This is a genomic window from Shewanella sp. GXUN23E, assembly GCF_050865035.1.
Lineage (GTDB): Bacteria > Pseudomonadota > Gammaproteobacteria > Enterobacterales > Shewanellaceae > Shewanella.
The window spans coordinates 251,899-274,949 of sequence record NZ_JBOZWP010000003.1 but is presented as its reverse complement, the minus strand read 5'-3'; the positions used below and the strand labels follow the sequence as shown (position 1 = coordinate 274,949).

Genomic DNA, 23,051 nt, shown 5'->3' with positions numbered 1-23,051 from the left:
GTGATTACTCCTTGTTGGCGGTGGCCAGAGGTTCAACGGTATTGGCGTTGAGGTAGAAGCTGCGGCTGATGTCCCGGTCCAGGCAGCTGGCGTCCTGCTCCTTCAGCGAACCGGTTTTTACCAGGGTTGCGATCAGGCCGTTGGCGCAGGTTTGCGAGGCCACGCCGTGCCCGGCATAGGGGGAGATCAGGTGAGTGGCATTGCGCAAATCAACCATAGCCAACTCTGCCCAGCTGGGGGGCGTGGCCGGGTCCATCTCGCCCGACAGCAACAACACAGGCACATCACTGTTCACCGGCTGGTGGAACGATGGGTCTACCGGCGGCACCTGCCACACGCTGCACACTTCGCGCAGGCTGCTGAGCATCTCGCTGCCGACAAAAGTGCGGTTGGCTACCTGCTCCACTGTGTCATCGACAAAGGGGATATCTTCACCGCATACCACGCTGGCATGCATACCCATGGCAATCCCTGCACCGTCTGTCGTCAGGCCGTACAGCCCCAGAATGGGTTGGTAATTCCCTGCCGCAGCCTGGTTGATGGCGTAGGGCAGCAGGCTGCGGGTAGTGGGTGAGTAAAGGGCCATGCGGATGGCTCCGAGAAATTTGCTGCGGGTCAGCAGCAGCTCAGACACCTCGCCGGACATGGGGTCGTTGACTTTGGCGGATACCGGCTGCTGCGCCAATTGTTGTTCAACTTCGGCAAGCTGGCTTCTGAGCTGCGGAAAAGCCTGCTGACAGGCGGCATTTTGTTCGCAATCGGTCAGCATCAGGTCGGTGGCCCGGGCAATCGCCTCACTGATATACATGAGGTTCTGTTGCATCGGGACGACCCCATCCAGAGTGACAGTGGTGAGCACCTGCGGATAGTGTTTCAGATACACCTGCGCCATGCGGGTGCCGTAAGAAATGCCGTAAATATCCAGCTTGCTGTAACCTGCGGCCTGCCGCACGGCCTCGAAATCCCTGACGGCGCTGAGGCTGCCATACTGGGTCACATCGGCCTGTTGCTGTTGCAGGCAGGCCTGGGTCAACGCCGGCATATCCAGATTTTCATCGTTGTAGGCCAGGGCATTGATGGGGGTCATGTCTTCGCACGCCAGCGGCTGGGACAAACCCGTTCCCCTCTGGTCTATCAGCAGTATGTCCCTGAACTGGCGAACTTTGCCCAGCATTTGATTGAAGTAGGCGGCGTTTTCAATGGCAGACTGGCCAGGGCCGCCGGCAATCGCCAGCAGCGCCTTGTCGGGATCGGCATTTTTAATCGCCGGCAGCACTACATAGTGCACATCAATCTGTCTGCCATCCGGCTTATCGGGATTTTCCGCCACAGTGACACTGCCGCAGCGGACTTTTTCGTCTATACCCTCAATATGACAGGCCTGAGTATGAGCAAAGATGTCATTGGCTGCCTGAGCCGCCGTGATGCCGGCGAGCAGCAGGGCGCAGGATGTGAACATTCCCTGCAGACCAATATAGATCAGTGAAATGCCGCGACGGACAGGCCCTGATGATGTCGATTGTGGATAGCGCATAGCTTGATTTCCTTTTGGCGATCCGGACAAGTCTGTGTTAACTTGAGTGGTGTATCAGTGTATCAATGTATTAATACAGTGTAAGGCTAATGTTGGATTTATTGCGTGTCAACCCCAGCAGTGGTGAACCGATCTACCGCCAGCTTCAGGAGCAGGTGGTACGGCTTATCGTGGGTGGACAGATTAAGCCCGGAGACACCCTGCCTTCGGTTAGGCAAATTGCTGATTTCCTGACGGTCAACCCCATGACAGTCTCCCGGGCGATTCAGAATCTGGTTGAGCAGGGGTATCTGGAGCGTCGCCGTGGTCAGCCGACTCAGGTGGCGCAGGGGCAGGGAGCAAATGCCATCCAGGGCGCGCAGTTGCTGGCGCCTCAGGTGGATGCGCTGGTGGAGCAGGCGCGGCAACTGGGGGTGGACAGGCAGGAGCTGCTGTCGCTGATTGAAGCGCGTTGGCAGGAATCATAGGAGATGGAAATGTCGGAGCTGGAAGGCCTGCTGCTGGAATTTACACAGGTTGATAAAGCCTTTGGCGACAAGCGGGCGCTGGATAGCTTCAATCTGCAACTGGCGCCCGGCATGGTGATTGGATTGCTGGGTCCCAATGGCGCAGGCAAGTCGACCCTGATGCGCGCAGCCATGGGCATCATAGATATCGACGGCGGTGACATCAGGACGCTGGGGCAGTCACCGGCACAACTGAGTCGTGAGGCCAAAAGCCGCATTGGCTATGTGCCGCAGCAGCCGGCCGGGTATGAAGGCTTTAGCGTGCGTCAGGCGCTGGCGCTGCATGCCAGCTTCTATGCCGACTGGGACCGGGAGCTTGAGTCACAGTGGCTCAGTCGTTTCCAGCTGGATGACAAGACACGGGTGCAGCAGTTGTCAGGGGGTCAGCGGCAGTCGCTGGCACTGATCATGGCGATGGCCTACCGGCCACAGCTGCTGTTGCTGGATGAGCCGGTCGCCAGCCTGGATCCCATTTCCCGTCAGGCCTTTATGACGGATTTGTTTGAGCTGGCGCTGGAATCCGGCTCAGGTGTGCTGTTTTCCACCCATATCACCTCAGATCTGGAGCGGGTGGCCAGCCATGTGGCATTGATCCGTCAGGGCAAGTTGGTGCTGATGCGGGAGCTGGATCTGCTGCGAGAACAGCTGCGTTTGCTGCATTTTGCCCAGGGCGCTGATATGCGCGCCCTGCCGGATGGGCTGACGGTCTTGGCGCAGAATCGCTATTCGGTGCTGGTCGACGGCTATGCCGATCAGCTTATTCCTCAGGCCCAGGTAGAAACCGTGAATCTTGAGCGCCTCTACATGGAAATGAACAGGGGGGAGCTCAACCGATGAGACGGTGGTCGCAGGGGTTGAGTCAGTGGTGGCTGAAGGACGTAGGCTGCAACAGCTTCCTGCAGGCGGCGCTGGTGGGCTGGTTGACGGGCGCACTGTTTTTGCTGCTGGGCAAGCCCCAGATGCTGGGGTTGATGTTCTCGCTGGCGCTGGTATCTGTGTGGTCTGCCGGAGCGCTGCAACTGGTGCGGCTGCGTGCTCAGGAAAACCTGCTGCTGATCCCGGGGGCAAGTTCTCATTACCTTGTCCAACTGGCGTTTGTACTGACGCTGGTCACTTTGCTGACCCTGGTGCTGATAGCCGCCTGTTATCCGCCGGCACTGAATCCTGTGCTGCTGGCCTGCAGCCTGTCGGCGGCCTTTATGTTGCTGACTCTCAGAGCGCCCAATTTTTTCTATCTGTCATTTTTTACCTATCTGGCGCTGATTTTCGTCGACAATCTGGTGATATTGCTGCCGCTCTGGCTGCCTGGCACCCTGTTTGTGTTATTGGTGCTGACGCTGTGCCACAAGCTGAGCCGTGCCGACACACTGCGCTGGCATCCAAACGCCAAAAATATCACTGTCTCAGGTGTGGAAACCGGCTGGATGTGGTTGCCTGGCGTGTCCGATAACTCATTGGCTGACAGGCTATCGCGTCTGCTGTTTCCCATCAGTTTCTATACCGGTCCCATGCTGGCAGGGTTTCTGTTTATGCTCACAGCGGGCACGCTATTGGCCGGTTTGCTGTTGCCTGCCTTTGAGATTCATTTTCCGGTTGGCTTCATCCTGCTGCAGGGGGCCGGGATCGCCTGTTTATTGGTGCACTGGAGCCGCATTCTCAGACGTCAGAGCACAGAGAGCTTGCTGGTACTGCCGGTATTTGATGGCCGCAGGGGATTGGCGCAGGCGATGTGGCAGTCACAGCTGCGGCTATTGATATTGCTGGCGCTGCTCAGTCTGTTGATCATGACTTTGCTGAATCCGTTGAGCGGCCTGGATTGGCAATGGCTGGTGCAACTGGTCTTGCTGCAGTTGGCCGGTTGCGCCTGGTGTCTGGCGGCGGGAAGTTTGTGTCAGCGCTCTGCACATCTTCCCTGGTTGATGCTGTGCCTGATTGGCTACAGTACCCTTGCCGGTATTCTGATAAAAATGACCTCAACTTCCGGTCTGGCAGAGTTGTGGTGGCTATGGCATTTTGCGGCCGTGGCTCTGGGATTGATGGCGCTGAGATGGGCTTGTAACAGGGGTGTGACGGGGATTGGCAGACTCATCGGATGAGTCCGGGTTTCTGTGAGAGGAAGCAAAATTAATCCAAAAAGGCTTAGCTTTCAAAAAATGTTCAGTTAGAATCCGCCAAAAACCGGAACACTTGTAAGCTAAAAGCGGGTTTTAACCTTATGTCCCTAAGCCAGTACCATGTGATTAAACTTCTTCAGCAGCAAGCCGAGGCTCGCCCTCAGGCCACAGCGCTGGAGGGATTCGAGCTGTCCGGCCCGTGGGCCAAGGTCAGCTGGCAGGCATTTGCGTCCATCAGTAACAAATTGGCACAAGTGTTAATTTCTTTAGGTGTTGATGTGCAGGATAGAGTCGTTATCCTGTCGCAGAACTGCCCGCAGTGGACCTGCGCCGACGTGGCAACCCTCAAAGCCCGCGGTGTAGTGGTTCCCGTATATCCTACCAGCACGCTGGAGCAGGCGGCTTATATCATCAATGATGCCGAAGCCAAGGTGCTGTTCGTCAACGATGCCAGCCAGTATGCCATGGCGCAGAAGTTGCTGGGTCTGTGTCCTTCCCTGACCCATGTGCTGGTGTTCGATGCAACTGTCGAACTTGACGATGCTGAACATCACTTCCATCTAGACACTGTATTGGCGGACTTCCAGCCTCAGGACGCACAGCAGGCTGAGCTTGCCAGCCGTATTGAGGCTGCCAATCTGGACGACCTGCTGACCCTGATCTACACCTCAGGCACCACAGGTGACCCTAAAGGTGTGATGCTGGATTACCGCAATATCGCCTCTACCGTGCGTCAGCATGATGCCAAACTGGCCTTCACCCCGGGTGATGTGTCGCTGGCCTTCCTGCCGCTGTCCCATGTATTTGAGCGTGGCTGGAGCTTCTATGCCCTGTGCCGTGGTGGTCATAACGTCTATCTGAGTGATACCAACCGGGTAAAAGAAGCCATTGCCGCAGTGCGTCCCCATACCATGTGCGTGGTGCCACGTTTTCTGGAGAAGGTGTACAGCGCCGTGATGGATAAAGTGGGCAAGGCGCCGACTGGCCGTCGCAAGTTGTTTTACTGGGCATTGAATGTGGGTTCACAGCAGTTTGAAGTCAGCCAGGGCCGCAGTAAAAGCTCACTCATGCAATCGCTGAAATTCAAACTGGCCGACAAGCTGGTGTTTTCCAAGCTGCGTAATCTGCTGGGTGGCCGCCTGAAGTTTATGCCCTGCGGTGGCGCTGCGCTGGATACTAAGGTCAGTGCCTTCTTCCAGGCGATTGATGTGCCTGTGCTGTGTGGTTACGGCATGACGGAAACCACCGCCACAGTAACCTGCAACACCCTGGATAACCGGGTGCTGGGATCTAACGGCAAAGTGTTGCCTGAGCTGGAAGTGAAGCTGGGCACCGACAATGAAATTCTGGTGCGCGGTGATACCGTGATGCGCGGCTATTACAAGCGACCACAGGAAACTGCCGATACTTTTGAAGACGGCTGGCTGAAAACCGGTGATGCCGGTCGTCTGGATGCTCAGGGTAACCTGTACATCACCGACCGCATCAAAGAGCTGATGAAAACCTCCAACGGCAAGTACATCGCGCCGCAGCGGGTGGAAGGCACCGTTGGCTGCTGCCCATACATCGAGCAGGTGGCCATTGTGGCTGATGCCCGTAACTATGTGACGGCGCTGATTGTGCCTGCGTTTGAAGCGCTGGAATCCTGGGCCCGTGAAAAAGGTCTGAGTTATGAGTCACCGATTGAACTGCTGCGCCACAGCCACGTGGTTGAGCATTTCGAGCAGCGTCTGAAGATGATGCAGCAGGGACTGGCCGGCTTTGAGAAGATCAAAAAGTTCACGCTGTTGCCTGAAGCCTTCTCCATGGAAGCGGGTCTCATTACCCCGACTATGAAGCTGCGCCGCAAGATGATCTATCACAAGTACGCGCGCGAAATTAACGCCATGTACAACAACTGATATCCAGTTGAGCAGAATGAGAGGACGCCCCGGGGCGTCCTTTTTTATGTTCCGGGATTGGCATTTTCAGCCAGTGGATACTGGTTCAGGCAGATATTCAAACTGTGATCCTGCCGCCACAGTGGGCAGATGCAGTCGCCGTGAAAGGCGGTTATGCTGGGGATAAATCAGCTGTACATCTACAACTTCGGATACCTAAAACCAATGAAAACGATAGGATTATTGGGAGGCATGAGCTGGGAGTCTACCGCCAGTTACTATGCCATGATCAATCAGGGAATAAAGCAGCAACTGGGTGGTTTACACAGTGCCAAACTGGTGCTTAACAGCGTCGATTTTGCTGAAATTGAAAAGCTGCAGCATGAGGGCAACTGGGCCTGCACTGCCAAGATGCTGACCAAGGCTGCGGTGGGTGTTGAAGCTGCCGGTGCCGACTTTTTGCTGATCTGCACCAACACCATGCACAAGGTCGCCCCTCAGATTGAATTGGTCATCAATATTCCTCTGCTGCACATTGCCGATGCCACGGCAGATAAGCTGCTTGGTGCCGGTATCGATTGTGTTGGCCTGCTGGGTACCCGCTTTACCATGGAACAGGACTTTTATATCAGCCGTCTTGAGGCCAAAGGCATCAGGGTACTGGTGCCAGATGAAGGCGGCCGTGATGTGGTGCATAGGGTGATTTATCAGGAATTGTGCCAGGGGCTGATTAATGACAGCTCGCGTCAGGACTATCTGGCGATTATGGAAGCCCTGGCAGGACAGGGCGCGCAGGGCATTATCCTCGGCTGTACCGAGATAGGTCTGCTGGTGAAGCAGGCTGACACCGAGATTCCCCTGTTTGATACCACGGCCATTCATGCTCAGGCGGCGGTTCAGATGGCGCTGGCTTGATCTCAGGCGGATTGCCGGGTTCAATGATTGAGCAGCGCTATTCAATGGGCGCTGTTAATCCCAGGGATGATATATGCCAGCCACAGTGATGCCAGACTATCGCGGCTTTCAGCGCGATGGTTTTCAATGCTTTCGCGCCAGCCTAAGCCAGTCACAATTGACCGGGCTAAGACAGCTGATCGCGACCTTTCATGTCCGTTGGCAGGCTGATAACCAGGCGTTTTATCAAAGCCGTGCGATCAACAGTGCCTACCTGACCGGGCCTGATTATCTCAATGCTGATCAGCGCCGGCAGCTGTTTCAGTTTCTGGGCGGAGAGCAGTCGCGGGCTATCATGGCGCCACTGTTTCCCGTTGGTTGCGGTTTTCTCAATACTCAGTTGTTTTTCAACCCGGTCAATCCCGGCCAGCGCAATTACTGGCACCGGGATTGCCAGTATCATCTGTCGCTGGCCGAGCAACAGGCGGTACTCACCGGCCCATCAGTGTTGCATCTGCGACTGGCGTTATACGATGAACCCGGGCTGGAATTTATCCCCGGCTCCCACAAACACTGGGACACTGAGATACAGTTGGATGTGCGTCTTGGTCAGGCAGGTCGCCGACCCAGTGATGATCTGCCCGGCGGCGTGAAAGTGCCTTTGCAGGCTGGTGACATGCTGCTGTTTGACGCTAACTGTATTCACCGCGGGCTATACGGTATGGACAGATTGGCGCTGGATATACTGTTTTGCGACCCCTTGCCTGAGCTGCTGCAATATGGCCGGGACGACTGTCTGCCGGATGCGGATACGCTGGCTGTCTTGGTCTGGCCACAGCCCTTTGAAACCACTGCTAACATACTGAAAAAATGAACCAAAAGGATGTTGGCATGGCGCTTAAAATCCCCCCTTTGTTATTGGTGTTGCTGTTTGTGGGCGCCGCTTGGCTGAGCTCGCGGGCAGGGTTTGGCTGGGCATGGGCAGACGCTGTTCGCTGGGGATGGCTGTTGGGATTCGGTATTGCAGGCTTTGCGGTGGCCTTTGCCGGCGTGCAGGCTTTTCGCCGGGGCCAGACTACGGTCAATCCAACCCGGCCTGAAAAGGCATCCTGCTTGATTGATGGTGGCATTTATCAATATACCCGCAACCCCATGTATCTGGGGTTTGCGCTGGCGCTGACTGGCTGGGGCGGCTATCTGGCCGATCCCTTGGCGCTGGCGTGGGTGCCACTGTTTATCTGGTATCTGACGGCATTTCAAATCAAACCCGAAGAGCGGGCATTGACCGCCCTGTTCGGCGATGAGTATCTAAGCTATTGCCGGACGGTCAGGCGCTGGCTGTAGCAGTTTACAGCTGCAGACATTGCCGGGTTATCTTCGTGGCTTAACCTGATGATGCTTCATGGTTATAGTGCTGTGATTGAAGAGATAGCCAACACAGGTTGGTAACAGACAAGGACTGATGTGCCATGACGGCTTTTACCCTCGAGCTAACCCCCAGATTCAATGAAACCGATGCCCTTGGGCATATCAATAATACCGTGATACCCGGCTGGTTTGAGGCGGGCAGAACGCCGGTATTTGAGATTTTCAATCCGTTGCTGGATCTGCAGCGCTGGAATCTGATTGTCGCCGGCTACAATATCGCCTTTAAGGCGCCCACCTACTATGGCTCAGTGGTGACTATCACCACTGAAGTGGCACGTATCGGCAGCGCCAGTTTTGACCTGCGCCAGCGCTGCTGGCAGCAGGGCAAGATGACGGCGCAGGCGGTCACGACTATGGTTCACTACAACTATGATGCCGAGTGCAGTGAACCCATTCCGGAGCCAATCAAAGCGGCACTGGCGGCCCATATGGTAACGAACTGAATTCGCTGATTAACTTCTGGGGTTATCGCTGATGAAGGCGAGGTGGTTATGCATCGCGGCAGTGTTGCTTCAGCACCTGCAGCACATGGTCCGGCAGTGATGCTTTCTGGCCGGTTTTGAAGTCGAACATCACCACTTTGGCGCTGCCGGTGGTGGTGATGGCCTGTTGGGCCTGACTGAAGGCCTCGTAGTGCATCACGAATCTGTCTTCCTGAATGTCGCTGATGTAAGAACCGATTATCAGGGTATCGGGAAAGGTCACCGGCCGTTTGTATTTGGCCGTGGTCTCACTCAGCACCGGGCCGGTCTGCTTGTCCTGCAACATGGATATCAACCCGGTTTGCAGTAAAAAGTCGATACGGGCGGTTTCGAAATAGCGGAAGTAGGCGACATTGTTGACGTGCTGCAGGGCATCCATTTCTCCCCAGGCGACTTTGATTTCCGTATGAACTGGGTAACGACCGATAAAATCTTCCATTCTCTTATCCCTGATGCAGTTGTGTTAAACGCTTGTTTAAATATCAGGGTAACAGTCGCAGAAATAACTCACAAGGGCAGGTGCCAGCCGGAGGATTATTGATGCCCGGTTGTTATCCCTTTTGTATGTTGTTAGTGATTGTCGCCAATCTTCACGACGGGCGAAAAGCGGGTAACAAAAAAGGAGACCTGAGTAGGTCTCCCTTGGTATTCCCGTTTTGGGCAGTTCGCTGGCGCTAAGGTGCTGCCTGCGAACTGGCATTGAAACCGGTGGATTGTTTACCTTTGCCTGACAATAAACCCTGTTTGGGATTATTGCTCGAAGTTCAGCTGGTCAAAGTGATGAATGGTGCGGAAATCACCGGTACGAACCTTGTCCTCGCGCACCATCTGGCAGACCTGCAGGCCAGCGGCAGACGCTGCTTTTAACTCTTCCAGCCGATCCGATACAAACAGTACCTGTTTGGCTTTGAGGCTGATGGTATTGAGAATGTTCAGATAAGCCTGCTTATCCAGTTTGCTGCCGGTACGGGTATCAAAATGGCCGTTGAACATGGGGTTTAAATCGCCCGCATCGCTGTGACCAAACAGCATGGCCTGGGCTTCGGCCGAGCCGGAGGAGAAGCTGTAAACCCGGACATTCTGGCTGGTGTAGCGTTTGATGGCGTCGATAAAGTCAGGATAAATATGACCCTTGAACTCACCCTTGGCATAGCCCTCTTTCCAGATCAGCCCCTGCAGGGTTTTCAGTGGTGTGGCTTTGCGATCCTCGGCAACCCACTGCTGCAGGATTTCAGTGACCCGCTGCAGTGAGGCATCGGGCTCCAGTGCGATATCGCGGACGTCACAGATACAGTTGTCTACCAGTACATTCTGCTGATTACGTTCGAGAAACTCTGGCAGCGCCTTGACCGAGTAGGGAAACAGGACGTTGTGAATAAAGTCCAGGTCTGTAGTGGTACCCGCGGTATCCACGACTATGGCTCTGATACCCATATGATTGTTACTCCATCATAGCTTTCTGTGTAAAGGTAAGTGAGTGATGCATCACGCAGCCGGACAACACTTCCTCAGGACTTCCCGGAACTCTGATCCTAAAGTGAATTGGCATTTTTGACCAGCACTTAGGGGCCGGAATACCGTTTAAAAATGAATGATTTTTACCATGTTTTTGCGGATTTTTTCACCTTGCGATGGTAGTTTCAGATTTTACAGATCTGGCTGAAAAGGAACTTAAGATGATAGTCACCACTACCCCAACCATCGAAGGCAAACGGATTACGGCATATCGGGGTGTTGTCGCCGGGGAAGCCATATTGGGGGCCAATTTATTCAAAGACCTGTTTGCCGGTATCCGGGATCTGGTGGGTGGCCGCTCCGGGACCTATGAGCGCGAATTGCAACATGCCCGCGAAATTGCGCTGGCCGAACTGCAGCAAAGGGCTGCGGAATTGGGCGCCAACGCCGTGGTGGGGGTAGACCTGGATTATGAAGTCATGGGCCAGACCAACGGTATGTTGATGGTATCAGCCTCCGGTACGGCCGTGGTGGTGGAATAGCCATTGTTATGGAATAGCCATGGCACTGGATTAACCTTCGCGCTGGAGTTGCCTCTGTGGCGGGATCCTTACTGAGTCTGACCCTGGTTCGTCATGCTAAATCCAGCTGGAACAATCCGTTGCTGGCAGATGTACTACGGCCGCTCAATGCCAGAGGCGAGCGGGACGTACCGAAGATGGCGGCGCACTTTGCGCTGCTGTGCAGGACGGGCACTCCTCCTGGGCCGGATGTCTGGCTCTCCAGCCCGGCGATCCGCGCGCACGCTACTGCCTGCGGCTTTATCCACGCCTGTGGACTGCCAGAGGGGCAGCTTGGACTGAATGATTCCCTGTACCATGCATCACTGGATCAGCTTATTGACCTTATCCGCCAGCAGTCCGATGACTGCCATCATCTGTGCCTGTTTGGTCACAACCCTGGCTTCAATGAACTGGCGGATTGGCTCGACGGTGGCGGGTTCAGTGCCAATATCCCTACCTGTGCGCTGGTGCAGTTCACCCTGAACGTCACTGCATGGTCGCAGCTGACCAAAGGTGGCGGCCGTTTGCTCAGGTTTGATGGCCCCAAGTGGCTCGTGTCGCCCCGGTAAATGACACTGTTTACCTCGGATTGCCGACACTTCAGCTCGGGGTGTTAAACAACTGAACCCATTTCCTGCTACTCCACTATCTCCGGATGGCTAACTATCTCCGAATAGCCAACTATTTCCGAATAACCTCTGGCTATTGGCACCCTGGGCTTGGCTTACACCAGGCGGCGCTTGTTTTTTGAACATGCTTTGGTTAGCTTCGGCTAATGCTTATTCCCACGGAAAATCAAGGTATTGAATATGAACAGGATGTTGACTGTTGCCATGCTGGCAATGGGGCTGTCACTGGCACCGGTAGCCCAAGCCATCGCCGGGGATAGTTCGGCAGAGGCAAACACCATCACTGACAAGGTCACCACAGAGACGCTGACAGTGACCTCGCCGCTGCTGGGGGATGAGCCGGCGGTGTTTACCGTGACCTTGCCCAAGGGCTTTAATGCTTACTCGGATAAGCGCTATGTGGTGATGTTTGAGCAACACCCCAGAGCCCAGGCGCTGCTGGCCGGTATGCAGGACTGGATGAGCCATAACGGCGGTTGGCCCTGGGTTGAGACCATAGTGGTGACCGCGCCTGACGGCCATGAAGGCTTGGGCAAACTCAAGGGGGTTGCCATTGAGGAGCAAGGCAATCAAGCCTTGCTGGACTTCTATCAGCAGGCACTGCTGCCCGCTATCGATAAAAAATATCCCACCAATGGCTTTCGTATTATGAATGGCTTTACCGGCAATGCCGGATTGGTGCTTTATACCTTGTTCAACCGGCCTGAGTTGTTCAACGCTTATATCGCTGCCAGCCCGGTATTGAGTAAAGACTTTGCCTATGTGCTCAAAGACGGCGCGAAGCAGCTTAAAGCCATTGCGCCAAAACTCTCCAATCGACCGGTATTTCTACAGATCTCCACCAGTGACAGCGATTTTGAACAAGGCCAGCTGACGAGCTTTGACGAACTGGAAGCTCTGCTGAAAGCCTATGCACCAGATGGGCTTAACTGGCAAAGCCAGCGCTTCAATGGCAGTTACTATATGACTCAGCCTGTGCTGGCCACTGCCCATGGCATTGAGTTTATTTTCAATGATATCCATCAGCCCTTGGCGCCTGACTCCGAGGTCAGCCAGCAAGGTGTCGCGGCCATTGTGGCCCATTACCGGGCGCTGTCTGAGCGGGTGTATGGCTTTGAGGTATCACCTGCCGATTCGCTGATTTCGCTGGCTGAATCGATAGATGATCCTGCTTCACAGCTCAACGTATTTGCCCAGAGTGTTGAGGCGCTGCCGGATAACCACAGTCTGAGATATCGCTACGCCACAACATTGGCCAGGCAGGGGCAGGTGGCTAAGGCCAAAGTACAGCTGGATAAGGCCTTGAGGCAGACACAGCATCCATTCTGGCAGCGTCATTATGGTCAGGCATTGGAGAAACTGGTTGATGCCAAAACCGGCGAAGCCGTGAATTTATAACGGAGACAGGGATATGCATAATTGGACGGGATTGGCAGTAATGGCGGCGCTGGCAGCGCCCATTGCGATGGCCGACGACCATGACAGATTTGCCAAGGTGGAGATAGTTGCCACTGAGCTCAAACCCGGGGTGTATATGCTCACCGGCTCCGGTGGCAATATCGGCGTCAGTGCCGGCGAGGATGGGGTACTGATTATCGATGATCAGTTTGCGCCGCTGGCAGGCAAAATCCAAACCGCGCTGGATAAACTGGCGCCGGGCAAAGGCATGAGTACCAGGCCCAAATACATCATCAACACCCATTACCATGGTGACCATGTGGGCGGTAATCAGCCTTTTAGCGAGGCTGGCACCATTATGGCCCATGACAATGTCTACCGCCGCCTGAGCACAGACGGTAAAACCGCCAAGGGCGCGCTGCCGGTAGTCACCTATGACGAGGGCATCAATGTCTACTTCAATGGCGACAAACTAAAAGTGGCCCATATGGGCGCTGGTCATACCGATGGCGACTCAGTGATCTACTGGGATGGCGCCAATGTGGTGCATATGGGGGATCTGTTTTTCAATGGCATGTTCCCCTATGTGGATCTTAAGGGCGGCGGCAGCATGCAGGGCTATCTGGATGCGGTGAACAGGGTGCTGGCAGCTGTGGGCGACGATACGCAAATTATTCCCGGTCATGGCCCACTGGCGAGTAAGAGGGATCTGCAAAAATTCGCCGATATGATTGCCGCCAGTATCGACTGGATCAAGGCGCAAAAGGCCGCTGGCAAGACGCTGGAGCAGCTGCTGGCCGAGGGTATGCCGGCGCAGTTTGACGGCTGGAGCTGGCCCTTTATTACCGAAGAAAAGTGGATTAATACCCTGTATCAGGGCGTCTAGTCAGTCATCAGGGCTGCACCGAAGAGAACTGTTTGGGCGTGCAGCCAAGTTGCTGTTTGAAAAAGTGGATAAAGGCGCTGTCGCTGGAAAAATCCAGGCGGAAAGCCACCTCACTGATCGGCATTTTCATCGACAACAGTTCAATGGCGCGCAGCAGACGCCATTGCTGCCGCCAACTTTGATAGCTCAGTCCGGTTTCTTTGGTGAACAAACGACTTATGGTTTTGGCGCTCGCACCGATTTGCTGCTCAGCCTGGTTCAGGGGCGGCAGGGTCAGCTGCTGACGCTCCAAACGAGTTAACCATTGCTGTAAGCGCTTGTCTTTCGGTAGCCTCAGTGACAATGACTGCTGTCTGGCGTCCGCCAACTCTTCAAAAAACAGTGCCAGCGTGTGCTGACTGCGTGCTCTGGACTGTTGCCACGGCCATTGCGCCATGCGTTCAATCAGCTCTCGCAGCAAGGGATTCACCTCCAGAATCACCAGTTCCTGCGGGTCCGACAACTCAGGTTGCTCAGTGAAGTAAACCGATCTGTACTCAACCACTCTGGTCATGGTTGCCCTGTGCTTTGTGCCTGCGGGGATCCATGCGGCGCGATTGGGAGGCAGTATGCAAAGGGTGTCCTGACAGTCTATCCGAATGCATCCTGAGTAGGCATACAGGAGTTGGTTGCGTTTATGACTGTGAATGCCGGAGTCGTGTTGGCCGGTTTGCAGAGCAATACCGACAACCTCTCCTGCTACGGCATCCGGGTCAAATGCCCGAGGTGCATCCAATCGCATCACCTTGTCCTTATTTTGATGTTTTTGGTCTTTTTCACGTTACAGGATCATACGGCCCGTGTCCCATACTTGCCAGCCTCAAACAATGAAGAAGACTCGGGATGAACACATCAACTCAATCTTTCCTGCTGCTGGTGTTGCTGATCATGTTTCCTCAAATAGCGGAAACCATCTATAGCCCGGCGCTGACGGATATTGCCAGCGCATTTGCGGTCAGCCAATCTCAGGCCGGGCAGACGCTATCCATCTATTTTGTCACCTTTGCGATCGGCGTGGTGTGCTGGGGTGTGGTTGCCGATGTTAAGGGCAGACGACCGGCATTATTGGCTGGCCTGAGCTTGTATGTCTTGGCTGCCGTATCGGCGCTGTTTTGTCAGGATTTCGAGCTGCTGTTGCTGCTGCGTGCGGTCAGTGCCTTTGGTGCGGCCAGTTGCTCTATTGTGGTACAGACCATGTTGCGTGACCGCTTTGAAGGGGACGCGTTGAGCCGGGCCTTTGCTGTGATTGGCATTGGCATTTCGATCAGTCCGGCATTGGGCATGCTGCTGGGCGGTCTGACGGTCGACAGGGCTGGCTATATGGGCATGTTTGCGGTGCTGGGCCTGCTTGCCTTGCTACTGCTTGGCATGAGCTGGCGAAAGCTGGGCGAAACCCGCAAGAGTGAGCACTGCCAAGCGGCCGACTGTGATGTGCGGGGCGTGATGTCACTGGCGATGTGCATGCTGTCAGACCGCCATATCTGGCGCTCAGCCTTGCTGGTGGCTGGCTTCAATCTGCTGTTATTTGCCTACTTCCAGCTGGCGCCGTTTTTGTTCCAGAAGCTGGGGATGAACGCTGGCAGTTACGGATCCACTGGTCTGGTACTGGCATTGGCCACATTGGCGGGCAGTGTATTGAATCAAAAGCTGCTTAAAGCAGGCTATCAGGCTAAACAGCTTGTGTATCTGGGCGTATGCTGCGCTGCCTTTGGTGCGCCCGGGGTACTGCTGAGTCAGCATAGCCTGTGGTTTTTGGTCATGCAGGCGCTGATATGTATCGGTTTTGCTCTGACAGTACCCAATGTACTGTGTGAGGCGCTTATCCAATACCGCCAGTGGGCGGGTACTGCCGGTGCGTTGCTGGGGCTGTTTTACTACAGTCTGTTGGGGCTGGGCCTGCAACTGTCGGGTCAGTGTGGCGACTTGGGTGTGGTGTTGACGGTTACCACAGCGCTGATGCTGGGCGTGTTGTTGATGGGTAAGGCGTCCCGTTTATGCAGTCGACTGTGCAGCAGAAAAACCATAGGGTGATAAAAAGGGGAGCAATGCTCCCCTTGTTGCTTCAGCGTTTAGCTACTTAGCTACTCAGGCCTTTTGCAGCACAAAGAATTGATAGCCAAACTCGCCCAATCTGCGTTTGAAGATATCCACTTCTCTGGCAATCGCTTCCAGTGCGGCTGAGTCGGGCATCTGGGATTGCAGCGCCTGCACTCTGGCATCCAGCGGCTGGTAATAGTTGCGCCAGGCTTTTTCACTCAGGGTAAAGCTGTTGAGCACCTTATAACCAGTCGCTTTGGCTTGATTGAGGCGGGTTTCCACCGAGGTCATCGCAGGGTAATCCTGCTTCCAGAATGCCACCGCATCTTCACTGGGACTGTCGGTCAGCCACACCAAATCGCTCAGCACCAATACCCCGTTATCGGTCAGCAGCGGCTGCCAGCGTTGCAGCGCTTGGTCTACCCCCATGATGTAGGCACTGCCCTCAGCCCACAGCAGATCGAAACTGCCAGCAGGCAGCGGAATGTCTGTCATATCGGCATTGATGGTGTTGATGCGGTTGCCAAACCCGGCTGCATCGGCCAGTTGTATAAGGCTTGCCAGCGCCGAATCTTCGTTGTCCATGGCGGTGATACTGGCCTGGGTATGGGCGGCCAGCACTTGGGTTGCCAGACCTTTGCCGCAGCCGATTTCCAGGAGCTGTTGTGGCGCAAAGGGTACGGCGTGCAGCGCTTTTAACGTATCGGCTTCGCTGCCCGGCCCCCAACGCTCCAGCGCTTCAAAAACCTTCATAAAGTCAGCCATATACTGTTCGTGTTCGTTCATGTCTTTGGATATCCACTTAAGGCGCAGCGCTTCTTTTTTGCTGAAACCCTGATTCATTAAAAATTCCAGATGGGCGTCCGGGGCGATTTCATCCACAGCTGCGTGCCAATCTTTGAGCTTACCTTGTCCCAGCAGTGCGGCCAGCAGGTCTCTGGATGCCTGCTTTTGGGCAATCTCTTCATCCAGTGCTGCCAGCCGCTGGCTCAGCAGCGTCTTGTCGACTTTGGCCTCGATGCAGGCCTGGCATTGTTTCAGCGTCAGTCCACCGGTTTGCAGTTTCAGCAACAGCCGCAGACGTTGCAGATCCCTGTCGGTATAGATCCGGTAGCCATTGCTCTGGCGTTTGCCGGTGATTAATCCCAACTTTTCGTAGTACAGCAGGGTTGAGCGGGACAGGCCAACCGCCTGTGCCAGTTCGCTGATGCGGTAATGGGTCAATTGTGCGCCTTGATAGTCAATGGCAACCTGGACTTAACGATAAACTATGAAGCTATAGACAGGTCAAGGCTGAATGTTGATGCGCCTGACATCCAGTCCCCAGGATCGTCGGGCAGACCGCCTGGGTGTCAGGCGGCTGAAGTTTGATTATGTTTTAGGACTTATCTGGGGGCTGGTTTTAAAGGCCGGTTTTCAGTGTTCGTTCTCAGGGCCCTTTCTCAGGGCCCTTTCTCAGAGCATAGTCCAGGGGCTGTGCCAAAGGAACACGCCGGTGTCCTGTCTCACGCCGGGTCTGTATGAACAGGGCAATCCCAGTGTCCATCAGAACCGATAGCTGACTGACAGATTGGGACCCGTGAAGCTGTAGCGGACATTGTAGTCAGCGACTTTAATGTCGTGGACAGTGTCCCTGACTTCGACGTTCACTCTGTAATAATTGTATGCCAGCGAGATTTGCCAATCCTTCGCTATATTGGCCGAAACGCCGAGTTTGGCATCGGTCAGTCCGCCGGTAAGATCGCTGAGTTTGATGTAGAAATATTGAAAGTGGCCGTTGAGTTCGACGCCCGGCCACAGCTGATAGCGACCGGCAATACCGATATCCGGCAGTGGCGCGGTCACATCATGTTCCACCACCCGGGGAATGGGGGTTTGCCCACATTGTTGATTACCCAACTCTCCGGCAAGACAAGCCCCGATTTCGCCTTCCAGCACAGTGCCGATCAACATAGTGTGCAGGCCAAGGGTTGCCGTCAGGGTATAGTCATCGGCCTGGTAGAGGTCGTAACCATAGCCAAGGCGGATGATGTCGATGTCCAGCCGGGTGTTGAGGTGGGCGCCGGCCTGCACCTGATACACGGTATCTTTGATGTTGACCTCAAAGGGACGGGTGATGGCCTGGTTTTCGCCCTGCCGATGCAATTGCTTCCAGTCCAGATACCACAAATGGCCGGGAGACGGCGAGTAGCTCAACTCGAAGAAGGGCAACAGCAGGGATTCTTCCAGGCGTAAATCTGTTTCCAGATCCAGCTTAAAATCATTGCCCACAATGGGGTCGGTCACTTTGATGCTGGAGTCTGACTCCGCATAGAAACCGCCGACACTGATACGCCAGTCGCCGCCGTAAGCGGTTTGCGTCCCGATAGCCAATATGAGGCCGATTGCTGCTTTCCCTGCGCGCATTTGCTCTCCCTGCTTTTGTTTTTCATGGCCCGGCAGTCGGGCGTAATTCAGTCGCTTTGTGCTCTTGTAGTGTAATGCATGCTACTGAATTTGCTAATGTAGTGAGTAACATTCAAGACTCTGAACGGGGCGGCGGCTGGAGCAGTGTCAGACTACCATCCAGATGGATATCCCGCTGCGGGAAGGCGATCACTATGCCTTCGGCATTAAATCTGCGGTACAGCTCGAAGCGGATATTGCTGGAGACCTGCCGCAGGCCGCCATCCAGGGTGGAATTGATCCAGTAGTAAATCTCCAGCATCAGCGCGTTGTCACCAAAGTCCTGAAAAAACACCGTTGCTTCCGGCATGGGCAGCACTTCAGGCTGAGCTTTGGCCACCTCCGTCATGATGGCGGCAACCCGATCACAATCACTGCCGTATTGCACGCCAACCAATACCGTGCCCCGTACCAGCCGGTCTCTCAGGGTCCAGTTGATGACGGTATTTTCCAGTAATTTGCTGTTGGGGATCAGCATGTGCACGCCGTCGGTGCGTCGTACCCGGGTGGAGCGGGTATTGATCTCCTCGACCACACCTTTAACCCCTTCCACCTCGAGAAAATCGCCGATTTTGATTGGCTTTTCGCCTATCAGGATCCAGCCGCTGATGAAGTTGTTGATGATGTTCTGGGCGCCAAAACCAAAGCCAATGGCAATGGCACCGGACAGGAAGGCGAAGGCGGTAATCGGGATGTTGAGCAATTGCAGGCTGGTAATAAACACCATGGCGATGACCAGCACATACAGTACCCGCTCGACCAGCTGGATCAGATTCGGATCTTTGTTTTTGGCTTTCATCCTGGTTTTAACAATGCGGATGACAAAACCCAGTAATAAAAAGCTGACAATGATCAACAGCGGCAGTGCCAGCACCTCAGCCAGGGTAATGACCCTGTCATTCAGGCTGAAAAGAGGGTAATTCAGCAGGCTGGAGAGTTTATCCATCAGCGGGCTTCCTGTTCCGGTTAGCTTTGCCATTGTTACTCTATATTCATCTGGTTGAAATGTCGCCAGCACAAAAGACGTAAGTGAGGTTGGGGAGAGTTGTTAATCGCCTTTGGTCAGCCTAGAATCGGCTCCACATTTATCAGGGATTTTTTCCATGACTCTTTTTGCCTCGGATCAGCGCGTGACCCGAGTGTGCTCCGTACTTATGCATGCGATGAAGCTTTGTCCGGAGCCTGAACTGAAAGCCTGAGCTTTCTCCCAATTTGTCGCCATGTTGCGCAGATAACCTTTTCTTCCGGAAAGGTGACTGCGTGCAGGCGAAAATCTTCAGGGCCACAGATGAATCTTCATCCGTGGCCCTTTTCGTATCTGCCACACAGGCAATCTTCAAGCGAACGGGTCACCGTTCGCTTTTTTATCCGTTCAGAAAACCACAATGGAGACTTTTATGTCGCAGAATATTTATGACAATCAGGCATTTTTTGATGCCTATGGGCAGCTGCCCCGCTCGGTTCATGGCTTGGATGGTGCGCCGGAATGGCCGGCAATTAAGGCCATGTTGCCAGCACTGAACGGGCGCAAGGTGGTGGATCTTGGCTGTGGTTATGGTTGGTTTTGCCGTGCAGCGCGGGAGCTGGGGGCATCCAGCGTACTTGGTGTCGATCTGTCTGCCAAAATGCTGCAAAAGGCGCGGGAAATGACCCGGGACAGTGCGATTGAGTATCGACAGGATGATCTCAATTCGCTGACTTTGCCCGGCGAGTGTGCGGATCTGATTTACAGCTCGCTGGCGCTGCATTATTTACCGCAGCTTGAATCGGTATTCCAGCAGGCATATCAGGGGTTGAAACCGGGTGGTTGGCTGGTGTTTTCTACCGAGCATCCTGTGTTTACCTGCTCACCCCATCAGGGCTGGCTAGTGGATGATCAGGGGAATCGCTTCTGGGGCGTCAGCGACTATCAGGCCGAAGGTGAACGTCAGAGTGACTGGCTGGCCAAAGGCGTCATCAAGTACCACAGAACTCTCGGAACAACCATTAATTGCCTGCTGAATGCCGGTTTTATGCTGCGCCATTTACAGGAATGGGGACCAACGACCCGGCAGATCGCCAGATTACCTTCGCTGGCGGAAGAGGCGCAACGGCCAATGCTGTTGCTGATCGCAGCGCAAAAACCGGGCTCCCGGGGTGATGAGGAATAACAGCAAGGGTCATTGCAGGCGGCCGGACGTGCTGGTCATTGTTTCGTTTATGCCTGAATGTTGTACAGTAAATATCAGAAAGACAGATATGCCTTCATCCTTGAAGGCTTCAGGAAACAGAGGAAATATGAAATACACAATTGCTGGCATGTTGGCACTATTGGGCGCGACTCCCGCCTCAGCGTCGGGGTTGGACTGGTATCTCAGCTATGGCGTGCATGATTTTCAGGTAGAGAGTTCTGATACTTTTGGCGGCAACGTGGCGCTGAGTTTCGACTACCTGAGTGATAACGGCATAGTCGCCAAAGGCAATGCCGATGTGTATGTGGATATCGACAAGGACAAGCTGGACCCAGACCATATTCCGGTATGGTTTCAGTCTGCTTATTTTGTTCGTGGCAATTGGCTGACGCTGACGCCAAATTTGTCGCTGGACTGGCAGGTCGATCTGCGCGGTAAGCGTAATACCGTCAGTTCGGTCGAAAAGCAGATTAAGTTCTATCCTTCGTTGGTGCTTGACTATGCCCGTCCTGCATTTGGCGCCAGGGCGCAGGCCGGGGTGGGCTACTTCTTTCTGGAGATAGACGATGATGTGCCCAAGGAACGCGGCTTTGAGCGCGGTGAGTTTGGCAACGATGCCACCGCCTGGACTGTCGATGCCAGTGGTTACTATATGCTGGCTCCGGGCTGGAAGCTGGCGGCGGGCGTGGAGTATTGGGCGGATGGCAGCGAAACTCTGGAAACCAAATATCGCGCCAGCCTGACGGCGGATACCAGTCAGTGGGTGGCTGACTCCGAGATGGTCTTGTCGCTGGAGCAAAGCCGTTACAACCTCGACCCTTATGATCACCTGCCAAAAGGTGATCCTGACTATCTGCCGATTTTGCCCTGGGATACCGACACGCTGTTTCGTCTGTATATGACGGTTCCCTGGTAACTTCTTTCCCTGTCCATGCCGGTGTCGGCAAGGTTGGCTGCAGCAGAGGTGTCTGTTTGTGGCGAACTTTGCCAATCCACATCTTTATTTTGTGTCTATTTTTGGCCTTTTACCGCATAAACTTTCGGGGTTGTAGCCGTTTCAAGACTTACGCCCAATATATAGTGATAATTAGTCTTTTCAACTTCTTGTTAAATAATGGTTGATTAACTGGCTTGAAATAAAAAATACCGATACTAATATAGTGTTCAGGCTGTTGATGTGCCTTGCATAAATATCAATATTTATTTTTGCTGTCCGGTGGATTTTATTATTCGCTGGACTGGGTTATTCAGGAGTGATCATGGACAAGAAAAATATGAAAAAGTCGCAGTTAACAATAAAAGAAAAACGGCGATTGAAACGTCATAAACACGAAGACAATTGCGTTGTAAACGTCCGCAAGAAAAAGTCCGGTGTGGCTGACTGAGCGGGCTTGATTTCAACCAATGTCCTATGCACCGGCATGATGCCTGTGTCTTATCGTCGATATTAAGTTAGTGTCATTATATTTAAGCTGTCGGTGATTGGCTGATAGCTTTTATTCTGTTGGGTTTAATATGTCTGCAGATATTCCTATTTATATTTCAAAAAATGATTTGAATGGTATTTTATCGTTGTTGGAAGAGCCCAATATGGCGACTGACAATATTGGCGCGCTGGAAGAGGAGCTTGCCAGAGCTAGTGTTTTTGATAACCATGAAATGCCACAAACCGTGATTGCCATGAACTCAACGGCAATATTCCGTTTTGTCGGCGAAGAGAAGGTTTATATCAAGCGGCTGGTTTATCCCGTGGATATTGAGGGGCCGGATGATATTTCTATTCTGGCACCGGTAGGCAGCGCGTTGATTGGCCTTTCAAAAGGTCAGCAGCTCGACTGGGTAATGCCCAATAAAAAAGTCAAAACCATCGAAATCATTGATGTGATGCAACAGTGAGCATGTCAGGGCGGTATGTCATCCCTGACATCGTTGGTTGAATAGCTGCTCCGGGCTGGTTTGCTGTTGCAAGGTGGCCCGGGGTTGCCAGCGCCTTTCAAAGAAAGTCTTCTATAAACCAGGCCGCAAAGGCGTGCCTGCCATTAACTCCGGCCTTTTTGTAAATGGCGGAAGCCTGCTGGCGAATGGTTTTTTCTGCCGTGCCCCGCAATAATGAAATCTCCCGCAGCGATAACCCTTTAAGCAACAACAGCCCCACTTCCTGCTCACTTTGGGACAGGTCCCATTGCTGAAATTGTCGGGCGATGACTTCTGACAATCTGTGTCTTGCATCGAGAAATCCTGCGTCCGTTGGTAGTGGCAGGTTACGGGCGTCTTCAAGTGCCTGTTTCAACGCGGTGATTTCCCGTCTTTGTCGGTGCAGACTGGTCAGAATCCAGCTCAGCAGCAGGCTTGCAACCAACAGTAACAGCCCCTCTTGCAGTAAATGCAGTCGGGACGCGCCCTGGCTGATATCTGCATACAAATCATGACCACTGGCCAATATCACCAGCAGCAGTACACCTATGGTGATGGCATCTTTTCCCTGCATGCTCCGTCCCTGTGGTTTTGGTTATCCGGCATATGTCCTAAAACCATGGATTTCAGGCGTTTGCCCCATGTATTCGGCAGAGTGAAAACCGATAATTTCCAC

Annotated in this window: 25 protein-coding genes; 17 read left to right on the top strand and 8 right to left on the bottom strand. The window is 54.0% G+C overall.

The genetic code is table 11. From position 1 onward, the window contains the following. Window positions 1–4: 4 nt before the first annotated feature. Window positions 5–1,534 (bottom strand): alpha/beta hydrolase, encoded by a 1,530-nt coding sequence (locus ACRRUX_RS05035; RefSeq protein ID WP_432527801.1) that lies wholly within the window; start codon window positions 1,532–1,534, stop codon window positions 5–7. A gap of 89 nt (window positions 1,535–1,623) precedes the next feature. On the opposite strand from ACRRUX_RS05035, the gene ACRRUX_RS05030 reads away from it, so the two are divergent. The 8 genes from ACRRUX_RS05030 to ACRRUX_RS04995 all read left to right on the top strand — a co-directional run bounded on the left by ACRRUX_RS05030 (window position 1,624) and on the right by ACRRUX_RS04995 (window position 8,799). Beyond that, a complete protein-coding gene (locus tag ACRRUX_RS05030) occupies window positions 1,624–2,001 on the top strand; it encodes a GntR family transcriptional regulator (protein ID WP_432527799.1) in 378 nt (125 codons plus the stop codon). 9 nt (window positions 2,002–2,010) lie between these two features. Further along, window positions 2,011–2,877, top strand: coding sequence for an ABC transporter ATP-binding protein (locus tag ACRRUX_RS05025; RefSeq protein WP_432527797.1), 867 nt, complete (start codon window positions 2,011–2,013; stop codon window positions 2,875–2,877). Next, on the top strand, window positions 2,874–4,136 hold the full coding sequence (locus tag ACRRUX_RS05020) for a hypothetical protein (protein ID WP_432527795.1): 1,263 nt from the start codon (window positions 2,874–2,876) through the stop codon (window positions 4,134–4,136). The genes ACRRUX_RS05025 and ACRRUX_RS05020 overlap by 4 nt, the downstream gene beginning before the upstream one ends. A 119-nt stretch (window positions 4,137–4,255) precedes the next feature. Beyond that, a complete protein-coding gene (locus tag ACRRUX_RS05015) occupies window positions 4,256–6,055 on the top strand; it encodes an AMP-dependent synthetase/ligase (RefSeq protein ID WP_432527793.1) in 1,800 nt (599 codons plus the stop codon). A gap of 204 nt (window positions 6,056–6,259) precedes the next feature. Next, a complete protein-coding gene (locus ACRRUX_RS05010) occupies window positions 6,260–6,949 on the top strand; it encodes an aspartate/glutamate racemase family protein (RefSeq protein WP_432527791.1) in 690 nt (229 codons plus the stop codon). 73 nt (window positions 6,950–7,022) lie between these two features. Next, window positions 7,023–7,802 carry a phytanoyl-CoA dioxygenase family protein gene (locus ACRRUX_RS05005; protein WP_432527789.1) on the top strand — a complete coding sequence of 260 codons (780 nt, stop codon included), beginning with the start codon at window positions 7,023–7,025 and terminating at the stop codon, window positions 7,800–7,802. A gap of 17 nt (window positions 7,803–7,819) precedes the next feature. Continuing rightward, window positions 7,820–8,272: a methyltransferase family protein gene (locus tag ACRRUX_RS05000; protein ID WP_432527787.1), complete on the top strand. Its 453-nt coding sequence runs from the start codon at window positions 7,820–7,822 to the stop codon at window positions 8,270–8,272. Window positions 8,273–8,397: 125 nt separating this feature from the next. After that, complete coding sequence (locus ACRRUX_RS04995; protein WP_432527785.1) at window positions 8,398–8,799, top strand: acyl-CoA thioesterase; 402 nt, start codon at window positions 8,398–8,400, stop codon at window positions 8,797–8,799. A gap of 46 nt (window positions 8,800–8,845) precedes the next feature. Here the strand turns inward: ACRRUX_RS04995 and ACRRUX_RS04990 are convergent, their stop codons facing one another. Together ACRRUX_RS04990 and mtnC are read right to left on the bottom strand one after the other, a co-directional pair. Continuing rightward, entirely contained in the window at window positions 8,846–9,277 is a 432-nt protein-coding gene (locus ACRRUX_RS04990) for an acyl-CoA thioesterase (protein WP_432527783.1), read from the bottom strand. 311 nt (window positions 9,278–9,588) lie between these two features. Further along, window positions 9,589–10,272 (bottom strand): acireductone synthase, encoded by a 684-nt coding sequence (gene mtnC / locus ACRRUX_RS04985; RefSeq protein ID WP_432527781.1) that lies wholly within the window; start codon window positions 10,270–10,272, stop codon window positions 9,589–9,591. Between the two features lie 242 nt (window positions 10,273–10,514). On the opposite strand from mtnC, the gene ACRRUX_RS04980 reads away from it, so the two are divergent. From ACRRUX_RS04980 to ACRRUX_RS04965, 4 genes are all read left to right on the top strand, one after another. Next, on the top strand, window positions 10,515–10,835 hold the full coding sequence (locus ACRRUX_RS04980) for a heavy metal-binding domain-containing protein (RefSeq protein WP_432527779.1): 321 nt from the start codon (window positions 10,515–10,517) through the stop codon (window positions 10,833–10,835). A gap of 56 nt (window positions 10,836–10,891) precedes the next feature. Continuing rightward, the gene (locus ACRRUX_RS04975) at window positions 10,892–11,425 is read left to right on the top strand and encodes a SixA phosphatase family protein (RefSeq protein WP_432527777.1); all 534 of its coding nucleotides are present in this window, start codon (window positions 10,892–10,894) and stop codon (window positions 11,423–11,425) included. A gap of 240 nt (window positions 11,426–11,665) precedes the next feature. Then, entirely contained in the window at window positions 11,666–12,883 is a 1,218-nt protein-coding gene (locus tag ACRRUX_RS04970; RefSeq protein ID WP_432527775.1) for an alpha/beta hydrolase-fold protein, read from the top strand. Window positions 12,884–12,896: 13 nt separating this feature from the next. Next, the gene (locus ACRRUX_RS04965; protein ID WP_432527773.1) at window positions 12,897–13,769 is read left to right on the top strand and encodes an MBL fold metallo-hydrolase; all 873 of its coding nucleotides are present in this window, start codon (window positions 12,897–12,899) and stop codon (window positions 13,767–13,769) included. 7 nt (window positions 13,770–13,776) lie between these two features. Here ACRRUX_RS04965 and ACRRUX_RS04960 read toward each other — a convergent pair whose 3' ends face one another. Beyond that, window positions 13,777–14,550, bottom strand: coding sequence for an AraC family transcriptional regulator (locus ACRRUX_RS04960; RefSeq protein WP_432527771.1), 774 nt, complete (start codon window positions 14,548–14,550; stop codon window positions 13,777–13,779). 101 nt (window positions 14,551–14,651) lie between these two features. On the opposite strand from ACRRUX_RS04960, the gene ACRRUX_RS04955 reads away from it, so the two are divergent. Further along, window positions 14,652–15,839 carry an MFS transporter gene (locus tag ACRRUX_RS04955; RefSeq protein ID WP_432527769.1) on the top strand — a complete coding sequence of 396 codons (1,188 nt, stop codon included), beginning with the start codon at window positions 14,652–14,654 and terminating at the stop codon, window positions 15,837–15,839. A 54-nt stretch (window positions 15,840–15,893) separates the two neighbouring features. Here ACRRUX_RS04955 and ACRRUX_RS04950 read toward each other — a convergent pair whose 3' ends face one another. From ACRRUX_RS04950 to ACRRUX_RS04940, 3 genes are all read right to left on the bottom strand, one after another. Continuing rightward, window positions 15,894–17,069 (bottom strand): MerR family transcriptional regulator, encoded by a 1,176-nt coding sequence (locus ACRRUX_RS04950; RefSeq protein ID WP_432527767.1) that lies wholly within the window; start codon window positions 17,067–17,069, stop codon window positions 15,894–15,896. 321 nt (window positions 17,070–17,390) lie between these two features. Beyond that, window positions 17,391–18,251, bottom strand: a complete 861-nt coding sequence (locus ACRRUX_RS04945) for a hypothetical protein (protein WP_432527765.1) — start codon at window positions 18,249–18,251, stop codon at window positions 17,391–17,393. Window positions 18,252–18,363: 112 nt separating this feature from the next. Further along, window positions 18,364–19,236 carry a mechanosensitive ion channel family protein gene (locus ACRRUX_RS04940; protein WP_432527763.1) on the bottom strand — a complete coding sequence of 291 codons (873 nt, stop codon included), beginning with the start codon at window positions 19,234–19,236 and terminating at the stop codon, window positions 18,364–18,366. A gap of 451 nt (window positions 19,237–19,687) precedes the next feature. On the opposite strand from ACRRUX_RS04940, the gene ACRRUX_RS04935 reads away from it, so the two are divergent. The 4 genes from ACRRUX_RS04935 to rnk all read left to right on the top strand — a co-directional run bounded on the left by ACRRUX_RS04935 (window position 19,688) and on the right by rnk (window position 22,357). Further along, window positions 19,688–20,440 carry a class I SAM-dependent methyltransferase gene (locus ACRRUX_RS04935; protein ID WP_432527761.1) on the top strand — a complete coding sequence of 251 codons (753 nt, stop codon included), beginning with the start codon at window positions 19,688–19,690 and terminating at the stop codon, window positions 20,438–20,440. A 127-nt stretch (window positions 20,441–20,567) separates the two neighbouring features. Beyond that, entirely contained in the window at window positions 20,568–21,377 is an 810-nt protein-coding gene (locus tag ACRRUX_RS04930; RefSeq protein ID WP_432527759.1) for a hypothetical protein, read from the top strand. A 343-nt stretch (window positions 21,378–21,720) separates the two neighbouring features. Continuing rightward, window positions 21,721–21,846 carry a hypothetical protein gene (locus tag ACRRUX_RS04925; protein ID WP_432527757.1) on the top strand — a complete coding sequence of 42 codons (126 nt, stop codon included), beginning with the start codon at window positions 21,721–21,723 and terminating at the stop codon, window positions 21,844–21,846. 130 nt (window positions 21,847–21,976) lie between these two features. Beyond that, on the top strand, window positions 21,977–22,357 hold the full coding sequence (rnk, locus tag ACRRUX_RS04920; protein ID WP_432527755.1) for a nucleoside diphosphate kinase regulator: 381 nt from the start codon (window positions 21,977–21,979) through the stop codon (window positions 22,355–22,357). A 97-nt stretch (window positions 22,358–22,454) separates the two neighbouring features. Here the strand turns inward: rnk and ACRRUX_RS04915 are convergent, their stop codons facing one another. After that, the gene (locus ACRRUX_RS04915) at window positions 22,455–22,949 is read right to left on the bottom strand and encodes a helix-turn-helix transcriptional regulator (RefSeq protein WP_432527753.1); all 495 of its coding nucleotides are present in this window, start codon (window positions 22,947–22,949) and stop codon (window positions 22,455–22,457) included. Between the last annotated feature and the right edge of the window lie 102 nt (window positions 22,950–23,051).

Coding starts and splice junctions, on each gene's coding strand:
- ACRRUX_RS05035 (WP_432527801.1), bottom strand. CDS start 1,534: ATGCGCTATCCACAATCGACATCATCAGGGCCTGTCCGTCGCGGCATT.
- ACRRUX_RS05030 (WP_432527799.1), top strand. CDS start 1,624: ATGTTGGATTTATTGCGTGTCAACCCCAGCAGTGGTGAACCGATCTAC.
- ACRRUX_RS05025 (WP_432527797.1), top strand. CDS start 2,011: ATGTCGGAGCTGGAAGGCCTGCTGCTGGAATTTACACAGGTTGATAAA.
- ACRRUX_RS05020 (WP_432527795.1), top strand. CDS start 2,874: ATGAGACGGTGGTCGCAGGGGTTGAGTCAGTGGTGGCTGAAGGACGTA.
- ACRRUX_RS05015 (WP_432527793.1), top strand. CDS start 4,256: ATGTCCCTAAGCCAGTACCATGTGATTAAACTTCTTCAGCAGCAAGCC.
- ACRRUX_RS05010 (WP_432527791.1), top strand. CDS start 6,260: ATGAAAACGATAGGATTATTGGGAGGCATGAGCTGGGAGTCTACCGCC.
- ACRRUX_RS05005 (WP_432527789.1), top strand. CDS start 7,023: ATGCCAGCCACAGTGATGCCAGACTATCGCGGCTTTCAGCGCGATGGT.
- ACRRUX_RS05000 (WP_432527787.1), top strand. CDS start 7,820: ATGGCGCTTAAAATCCCCCCTTTGTTATTGGTGTTGCTGTTTGTGGGC.
- ACRRUX_RS04995 (WP_432527785.1), top strand. CDS start 8,398: ATGACGGCTTTTACCCTCGAGCTAACCCCCAGATTCAATGAAACCGAT.
- ACRRUX_RS04990 (WP_432527783.1), bottom strand. CDS start 9,277: ATGGAAGATTTTATCGGTCGTTACCCAGTTCATACGGAAATCAAAGTC.
- mtnC (WP_432527781.1), bottom strand. CDS start 10,272: ATGGGTATCAGAGCCATAGTCGTGGATACCGCGGGTACCACTACAGAC.
- ACRRUX_RS04980 (WP_432527779.1), top strand. CDS start 10,515: ATGATAGTCACCACTACCCCAACCATCGAAGGCAAACGGATTACGGCA.
- ACRRUX_RS04970 (WP_432527775.1), top strand. CDS start 11,666: ATGAACAGGATGTTGACTGTTGCCATGCTGGCAATGGGGCTGTCACTG.
- ACRRUX_RS04965 (WP_432527773.1), top strand. CDS start 12,897: ATGCATAATTGGACGGGATTGGCAGTAATGGCGGCGCTGGCAGCGCCC.
- ACRRUX_RS04960 (WP_432527771.1), bottom strand. CDS start 14,550: ATGCGATTGGATGCACCTCGGGCATTTGACCCGGATGCCGTAGCAGGA.
- ACRRUX_RS04955 (WP_432527769.1), top strand. CDS start 14,652: ATGAACACATCAACTCAATCTTTCCTGCTGCTGGTGTTGCTGATCATG.
- ACRRUX_RS04945 (WP_432527765.1), bottom strand. CDS start 18,251: ATGCGCGCAGGGAAAGCAGCAATCGGCCTCATATTGGCTATCGGGACG.
- ACRRUX_RS04940 (WP_432527763.1), bottom strand. CDS start 19,236: ATGGATAAACTCTCCAGCCTGCTGAATTACCCTCTTTTCAGCCTGAAT.
- ACRRUX_RS04935 (WP_432527761.1), top strand. CDS start 19,688: ATGTCGCAGAATATTTATGACAATCAGGCATTTTTTGATGCCTATGGG.
- ACRRUX_RS04930 (WP_432527759.1), top strand. CDS start 20,568: ATGAAATACACAATTGCTGGCATGTTGGCACTATTGGGCGCGACTCCC.
- ACRRUX_RS04925 (WP_432527757.1), top strand. CDS start 21,721: ATGGACAAGAAAAATATGAAAAAGTCGCAGTTAACAATAAAAGAAAAA.
- rnk (WP_432527755.1), top strand. CDS start 21,977: ATGTCTGCAGATATTCCTATTTATATTTCAAAAAATGATTTGAATGGT.
- ACRRUX_RS04915 (WP_432527753.1), bottom strand. CDS start 22,949: ATGCAGGGAAAAGATGCCATCACCATAGGTGTACTGCTGCTGGTGATA.